This window comes from Holospora elegans E1 (assembly GCF_000648275.1).
Taxonomy (GTDB): domain Bacteria; phylum Pseudomonadota; class Alphaproteobacteria; order Holosporales; family Holosporaceae; genus Holospora; species Holospora undulata_A.
In genome coordinates, this window is the sequence record NZ_BAUP01000050.1 from 1 (window position 1) to 6,802 (window position 6,802).

At 35.5% G+C, this 6,802-nt stretch carries 8 protein-coding genes and 1 pseudogene; 4 read left to right on the plus strand and 5 right to left on the minus strand.

Annotated features, from left to right (window positions below; all coding sequences use genetic code 11):
* Nucleotides 1-33 precede the first annotated feature (33 nt).
* The 4 genes from HE1_RS08655 to HE1_RS08665 are packed head-to-tail and all read right to left on the minus strand — an operon-like array spanning nucleotide 34 to nucleotide 654.
* On the minus strand, nucleotides 34-171 hold the full coding sequence (locus tag HE1_RS08655) for a hypothetical protein (protein WP_162531148.1): 138 nt from the start codon (nucleotides 169-171) through the stop codon (nucleotides 34-36).
* A complete protein-coding gene (locus HE1_RS08660; protein ID WP_162531166.1) occupies nucleotides 168-326 on the minus strand; it encodes a hypothetical protein in 159 nt (52 codons plus the stop codon). The genes HE1_RS08655 and HE1_RS08660 overlap by 4 nt, the downstream gene beginning before the upstream one ends.
* A 3-nt stretch (nucleotides 327-329) precedes the next feature.
* The gene (locus tag HE1_RS01490; RefSeq protein WP_035543952.1) at nucleotides 330-530 is read right to left on the minus strand and encodes a hypothetical protein; all 201 of its coding nucleotides are present in this window, start codon (nucleotides 528-530) and stop codon (nucleotides 330-332) included.
* Nucleotides 490-654: a hypothetical protein gene (locus tag HE1_RS08665; protein WP_162531167.1), complete on the minus strand. Its 165-nt coding sequence runs from the start codon at nucleotides 652-654 to the stop codon at nucleotides 490-492. The genes HE1_RS01490 and HE1_RS08665 overlap by 41 nt, the downstream gene beginning before the upstream one ends.
* 94 nt (nucleotides 655-748) lie before the next feature.
* On the opposite strand from HE1_RS08665, the pseudogene HE1_RS10220 reads away from it, so the two are divergent.
* The 3 genes and pseudogenes from HE1_RS10220 to HE1_RS01500 all read left to right on the plus strand — a co-directional run.
* A pseudogene (locus HE1_RS10220) lies at nucleotides 749-953 on the plus strand (helix-turn-helix domain-containing protein); the annotation flags it as partial.
* Between the two features lie 1,113 nt (nucleotides 954-2,066).
* A complete protein-coding gene (mutL, locus tag HE1_RS01495) occupies nucleotides 2,067-3,422 on the plus strand; it encodes a DNA mismatch repair endonuclease MutL (protein ID WP_052567192.1) in 1,356 nt (451 codons plus the stop codon).
* Nucleotides 3,407-4,090, plus strand: coding sequence for a DNA mismatch repair MutL family protein (locus tag HE1_RS01500; RefSeq protein ID WP_035543955.1), 684 nt, complete (start codon nucleotides 3,407-3,409; stop codon nucleotides 4,088-4,090). Before mutL ends, HE1_RS01500 begins: the two co-directional genes overlap by 16 nt.
* 186 nt (nucleotides 4,091-4,276) lie before the next feature.
* Here HE1_RS01500 and HE1_RS01505 read toward each other — a convergent pair whose 3' ends face one another.
* Nucleotides 4,277-4,798 (minus strand): hypothetical protein, encoded by a 522-nt coding sequence (locus tag HE1_RS01505; protein WP_035543959.1) that lies wholly within the window; start codon nucleotides 4,796-4,798, stop codon nucleotides 4,277-4,279.
* A 1,081-nt stretch (nucleotides 4,799-5,879) separates the two neighbouring features.
* On the opposite strand from HE1_RS01505, the gene HE1_RS07970 reads away from it, so the two are divergent.
* The gene (locus HE1_RS07970) at nucleotides 5,880-6,092 is read left to right on the plus strand and encodes a hypothetical protein (protein ID WP_162480153.1); all 213 of its coding nucleotides are present in this window, start codon (nucleotides 5,880-5,882) and stop codon (nucleotides 6,090-6,092) included.
* Nucleotides 6,093-6,802 lie beyond the last annotated feature (710 nt).

Below are 6,802 nucleotides of genomic sequence, written 5' to 3' on the forward strand. Positions count from 1 at the left end.
CTTACGCCCCCCCCCATAGGATCATCCAGCATGTTACAGATGGCGACTTTCGTCCGTATTTAGGTGAGTAAAAAAATCCTTCAAAGGCTTTTTAGAGGTGCCGAAGTTGGCCAATGGATTATCTTTTATACGGATAAAAAAAGGGATCTTATGGTCACGCAAATAAGTCAAACAAATAAGTCACACAAATAAGTGATCCAATCTTTGCCCACAAATTCGCGATCAGCTGAAAAGGAGAGAATTTTATCGAACCCAAAGATTTCCTTAAATTGGTTTAATAAACTGATGCGTGCTTGGGTGTGCGAATTTTCCTGGTGATCAAGCATGCTCTAAAACAAAGGAAATGCAATCTTTCCAACTCTAACAGCTAGTACGAGGCAATTGATATTCTGCGTTCCAAACTTCCAATTGGTGCCATCGAGCATTAAATGCATTTTAGGAACTGGCTCCCAAATGCTTGATATCAAGGCTTTTGAGAAGAGTCCAGAATCAATTCCTTGTCCTTTTAAAAAAACGCCTGACGCGTTCAAGCTTGGATTTTATTGAAGGTGGAGAGTGCATCTTGTGGATCAGCGCAGGATGCTGAACATTTCGCTGATCGATAAGTACGAAGGTTTTAAAAGTCTCTGCGCGGGATGAGAGGTTTATTTGCATTAAACATTGTTGTTTATTTTTAATAAAATAGCCTCTCTTTCGGATCTTTTTAAAAGCCCCTTCAAAAAAAGTGAGGGGGAGTATGATAAATTTTTTGAATGTTAATATTGCTTTAAAAGCAGTTTTGTTCGAGGCGAGCAGCGGTGCAAATGTAAAAAATGTGGAAAAATCTCACGAGGTGTGCTCGAGGAATATAAGCTCAAAGCCCTTGTTTTATACGCAAGCTGCCTTTCAATGAACCGAATTGCTCAGCTTTTGGGTGTCAGCCGAGCGCTGTTTTGAAGTGGGCGGGCACCTTAGGATCAAGGATATGCGCCAAAATTGAGCCATCCCCAGAAGACAAAGGTAGTGTCATGGAAGTCAATGAATTTTGGCATCATTAAAAAAAAGAAGCAAAAATTTGGATTTTAAAGCCTAGGATCGTGCTGGAAAACGGCTCATCGATTGGGAATTTGGTGAGCACTCCAAACATTTAAACGATTTTTTGAACGATTAAAAAAATGGAAAATTTTACTTTATTGCAAAGATCATTGGGAAGGTTTTAATAAAATTATTCCAAGCCCCGGCCTTTTTTTAGGGAAAAGATAAAACGTTTTCCCTTGAACAAGACAACGGTCGACACCGTCATTGGTTTACGAGATTTTATCGAAAACTCCTTGCAAACACACGATCACTTGAAATACTGTGCGTATTTTTTCGGCACTTCACGTTAATAAAACTTTGAGAATTAATCATGATATCTTTGGTTAAAAGTCTTGCAAATAAAGAAAACTATGATCTGCATCTCCTAGCATATTTTGCATATTTTTCCCTTTATGGAAAGTGGAATTGTAATTATAACTCTATCCAGCTCCATTGTCATATTTTTTTTATGATGTTTTAGCTGTATTACGCGCGAACAAATACTTATAGCGGGATTCGTAAATAATAAATTTCTTGGCCAATATGAACCGATGGATTAAATGCCAAGTTAATGCATTTGATAAACTTTATGAAGCTTTTTCTTCATTCTTCCAAATCCCATCTTCGGGCTAAATGACTATATTAGAATTTATATAGGAAAATAATCTGAAGATTTTAATGGTCTATAAAAATAATTTATAGATAAGAATGAATTGTTAGAAAATAAGATTGTTGAATAAAAATTTTATTCTCCCCAAAAAAAATTGGGGGCCGAAGGCTAAAACTCATCGTAGGTTTGGATTCATAAAGAACTTCCGAATAACGAAAGAAGAAAGCTTAAGATTTTAATTTATTTTTTCTTAACTTTGATCTAGATTAAAAAATTTTATGATTGAGAGCTAAAATCTGCATGCCAGTTTTTTAAGTGATTTAATCCAAAAAAGATTGCTTTGTAAGAAAAAATTAGATAAAATTTTATTTAGTTTTGATAAAAGATTTACAATTTATTAGTGTCTTGTGTTATTCGCTTACTAGAGCCGCAGCTCATCAACCGCATTGCCGCAGGGGAGGTGATAGAGCGCCCAACTTCCGTTATCAAAGAGTTAGTTGAAAATTCTTTAGACGCAAAAGCAACTCAGATCCACATTACTGTCCGGGGGGGAGGGCAAAGTTTAGTGCGAATACAAGATAATGGACACGGTATGGTAGAAGAAGATTTGAAGCTTTCTGTCCACCGGCATACTACATCAAAGCTTTCTCATTCCGATTTGTGGAATATTCATACTTTTGGCTTTCGTGGAGAAGCATTGGCATCCATTACCTCTGTATCTAAAGCTACTTTAACCAGTAAAGTATTAGATCATCCCCACGGATTTAGCCTTTATATTGAAGGAGGAACGCAGCACCCTCTTAAGCCTATTGCCTGTGAAACGGGAACCTGTATTGAAATTCGTGATCTTTTTTTTGCAACTCCTGCGCGATTAAAATTTTTAAGATCTCCATCGCAAGAATACATCCATATTACTCATTGTTTGGATCGGTTTTTACTTTTAAATCCTGCCGTTTCTTTTTTCTTACGTCTTGATGAAAAGCAAAAAATATTTGAAGCAACTTCTTTAGAAAACCGTATCCAACACCTACTGAATATGCCATCAACGCAAGGGTTTTGGCTGCAAACACAGATTCAAGATATAACAGTAACCGGATGGGGAGCGCTTCCAGGAGCACATCGAAGAAATGCAGATCGATTATTTGTATACGTAAATCAACGTCCTATTGAAGACCGGATGCTTATTCAAAGTATTCGGTTTGCTTATCAAGATCTTATTCCAAAAGATCGGTATCCGTGTGTAATTCTTTTTCTAAGTATTCCTTATTCAGATGTTGATGTTAATGTTCACCCTGCAAAAACTCAAGTGAGATTCAAAGCTCCTCAAGAGATTCGTGCAGTAGTAATAGCAGCACTGAAAAAAGCGTTAATGCAAAATGGGCAAAAAAGTGTAAATATTGCACCTAAGGTGGAGAGTTTAAAAGCTTTTGTGAATGATTTTTCTTTTGACTCTATGTCAGTGAAAGGTAATTTTGATTCTTTACCAGAGCAAGGTAATGTTGACTCTGCATTGGGGAAAAATGAACTTAATTCTTTATCAGCGCAAAATAATCTTTCTTCTGCATCAATGCAAGATGATTTTTCTATGCAAGATGATTTTTCTGTACAACATATCAATTCTTCGCTGAATTCTTTGAAAAAAGAAGAACAAGATTTTTCGTACACTTCCGTTTTTCGTAAAGAGAGTAGGCCACCCAAGGTTCCGTATTTTTCAGGACTTAAGGGGGGGAGCATTTATCTATGCCTTCTTCTCTGAAAGAGGGAGACTCTGTTCTTTCATTAGCAGCAGAGCTTTTTGCATCAAGGGAAGGATTATCTCCTTCTTTGGATAATACTGAAAAGATAGATTTAGGACAAGCAATTGGTCAAATTCATAGGCGTTATATTATAGCAGTTAATGCACAAGGGCTTGTAATTGTAGATCCTCATGGAGCGCATGAGCGCGTTCTTTATGAAGAAATGAAACGTCAATGGAGATCTTTTGATGTGCAATTTCTGATTCCTCCTCTTCCCCTTTCTTTAACAGAGGCAGAAAATCTTCTTGTAGAAACTCATGCGGCCGCATTGGCACAGGTAGGATTTCCTGTAGAAAAACAAGAAAACGGGGTTGTACTTAAGGGAATTCCTGCAGTGTTTCATGAATATCCTGCCGATGCCCTTTGGGATTGTGTAGTGCAGCGCCTTTCTGATGAGTTGTTTTGCTCTCCTAAAGAGGTTCATCAGGAGCTTTTACACCACGTTTTGGCGTATTGGGCGTGCAGAAAAAGTGTTTTTTTAGGAGATTCCCTATCTTTAGAAGAAATGAATGGGCTATTAAGAGCTATGGAAAAAACACCACATTCTGCCCAATGCAATCATGGTCGAAACGTGTATTGTGTGTTTTCTATGGCGCAAATTGCCTCTTGGTTTGACCGTTCTCACTGAAATTATAGAGTAATAAAAAAATTGCTTCCTTAGTGAACAGTATAAAAAGATCAAGGTTGGATGGGGAGGAAAATCGTCAAAGTCTAAATCTCCTCCAAGTGCTTCTTGTATTATAGCGGTATAAAACAGCTTCCAAAAACAGGCGATTTTACTTGGTCGGCCCCAATTTTTCAGGAAAAAAATCCTTTATCCTATCTCACTGATCATCTCGCAACGCGTGCCGTCTTGTTTAACAGACCTCTCTTTTAAATTTTTTATTTGGGTACGATTTTTCTGATTTAAAAAATTTTTTAACTTATCACAATTTTGTTTAGAAACAATTTCTATAATTTCTGCTTCTTTTTCTTCTATTTTAACCCCTTTAAAAAAATTCATTTCTTCCGGATTAGATAAATTATTCATAGTAATAAAATTATTATTTGGTTTTGGATCTTTTTCTAAAAATATATATTCAAAATCTTGATAGTATTTAGATTTAATATCCTCCAATTTTTCTCTAAAAAGAACAAACGTAGAGGGATATTTTTCTAAGGCTTTCTTCATTTGATCTTCCATAGCAGGTTGAGAATTGATAAATTTTGTTATCTGAGCAGAATATTTTACTAATTTTTTGGTTAATTCACTTTTAATTTTTTCTTCATTAACGTTTTCATTACTAGGCAAAGCGTCGTAAATATTTTTTATATATGAGTAATAAACACTTTTCATGTGGTTAATAAAATTATCAGCGTAATATTTTGCTAAGAGTATTCGAATTTTTAAAGGAATTTCTTTTTCTTGACTGTATTGTTGATCTGTTTGATTAAAAAAAGATTTTTAAAATTCGGCTTATTTTCAATTATTTCACTTAAAAAAAATTTCAAACTCAAAAACAATCCCATTAAAAAAATCTAAATTTTTCTGATTGATCTTTGAAAGATCTGCTTTGGAGCAAAACCCTGTTCGTTGGATTGTTCCGCTAGTCTTTCGTAGTACTCGTGGTGGAAGTGAGGTCCAAAAGTATTTTTCTTAATTTTCATTAGATCTTCATAAAGACCTGCATAGATTTCTGTATTTGCGCTTAACAGAAAAAACACAGAATAAAAAAAAATTTGTTTAGCATGTTTATAATAAGCTAATTTTTATATTTTTTATTTTATCAAAAAAATATAAAATTTTACAAAAAAATAATAGACATAAATTATCTGCACAGTAATTACAGAAACAAAAAAGACGTAGTATTGCGTCTTAAAACTGTTGCGGTTGTTCGTTTTATGAAAGTGTTATGCGAACTGTGAAGACAGGGGCTTAGATTTTAAAAAACATTGTATTGTAAAAGATAACAAAGTCATAGTATAATTGTTTTCATTCCCTTTAAAATTTAATTTTAAGCTTTATTATGTTGTTTTATTTGAGTCATATGACTTACTATGCGTCTTTTTTCAACTTATTTCGCTATCTAACCTTTCGATCCATTGGGGCGTTGATGAGCAGTTTTTTTATTGTATTTTTGGTTGGAAAGCCTTTCATTCGTCGTATAAAAAAATACTCACACAATGGAACGGATACTTTTATTGAGATTTTTAGAACTTGTCTTCACAATTTAATATAAGATCTGATACAAATCTTGGTTAGGAGGTAAGTGGCGTGCCCTATCCGAGATAATAAAATCTCATTTGATACAGGAGATTATGGCAAAAAACGGAAGAGAGCGCTTACTAACGGGGGGGGTTATCCCATAAAGACGGGCTGTCAGTGGCCTTTTTCCGCAAAAAACATTCTTCTATGGAAAATAGTGTACAGGTTTTACATGCAAGCAAGACAAAGCGGAATTGGGGAGAAAATGATAAGGGATCTTATAGAAAAAAGCCGGATAAACAATGGACGAGACGATCCGACCTACAGTCTAATTGACTTACAAAGTACAAAAAAAACAGACAAAGCTGTAAATCAAGGGATTTACGGGGGAACGAAGGTCAAAGAAGTCAAAGAGCGCAAACGCCATAGTGTCACGGATCCCTAGGATATATTTTTCATGTAAAGGTTCACACTATTGCGGGATACAAGGCGTTTGATAAGGAAGGTGTAAAATATTCAGCGCCTAAAGGCGTATGCCCAGATGCTAGTTATCGTAAAACGTTCGAAGAGTTTGTTCAAAACTTGTTGAAGAAGACCGTAGAGATTTCGGCACGTATTACGTCGGGCTGGGCAATTTTAGCGAAAATATGGGGGATAGAGATAACATTTGCTTGGCTAAATCATTTTAGGCGATCAGCCAAGGAGTATGAAATAAGCGTTCAATCGGCGGACACAACGTTATGATTCGCCATTCAATGCTACTGATTCGTCGGTTGGCTTAACTGTGAACACAGATTCTTAGTATTTTTCCATACTCCCCCTCACTTTTTTGAAGGGTCTTTAAAAAATCCGAAAGACAGGCTATTTTATTAAAAATAAACAAAAATGTTTAATGCAAATGAACCTTCGTATTTAGTATGATCGATCAGCAAAATGTTCAGCATCCTGCGCTGATCCACAAGATGAACTCTCCACCTTCAATAAAATCCAAGCTTGAACGCATCAGGAGTTTTTTTAAAAGGACAAGTTAATTGATTCTGGACTCTTCTCAAAAGCCTTGATATCAAGTATTTGGGAGCCAGTTCCTAAAATGCATTTAATGCTCGATGGCACCAATTGGAAGTTTGGAACGCAGAATATCAATTGCCTCGTACT

Excerpts from the sequence above, each read along its gene's own strand:
- HE1_RS08660 (WP_162531166.1), bottom strand. The coding sequence starts at position 326 with ATGCTTGATCACCAGGAAAATTCGCACACCCAAGCACGCATCAGTTTA.
- HE1_RS08665 (WP_162531167.1), bottom strand. The coding sequence starts at position 654 with ATGCAAATAAACCTCTCATCCCGCGCAGAGACTTTTAAAACCTTCGTA.
- HE1_RS01500 (WP_035543955.1), top strand. The coding sequence starts at position 3,407 with ATGCCTTCTTCTCTGAAAGAGGGAGACTCTGTTCTTTCATTAGCAGCA.
- HE1_RS01505 (WP_035543959.1), bottom strand. The coding sequence starts at position 4,798 with ATGAAAAGTGTTTATTACTCATATATAAAAAATATTTACGACGCTTTG.
- HE1_RS07970 (WP_162480153.1), top strand. The coding sequence starts at position 5,880 with ATGCAAGCAAGACAAAGCGGAATTGGGGAGAAAATGATAAGGGATCTT.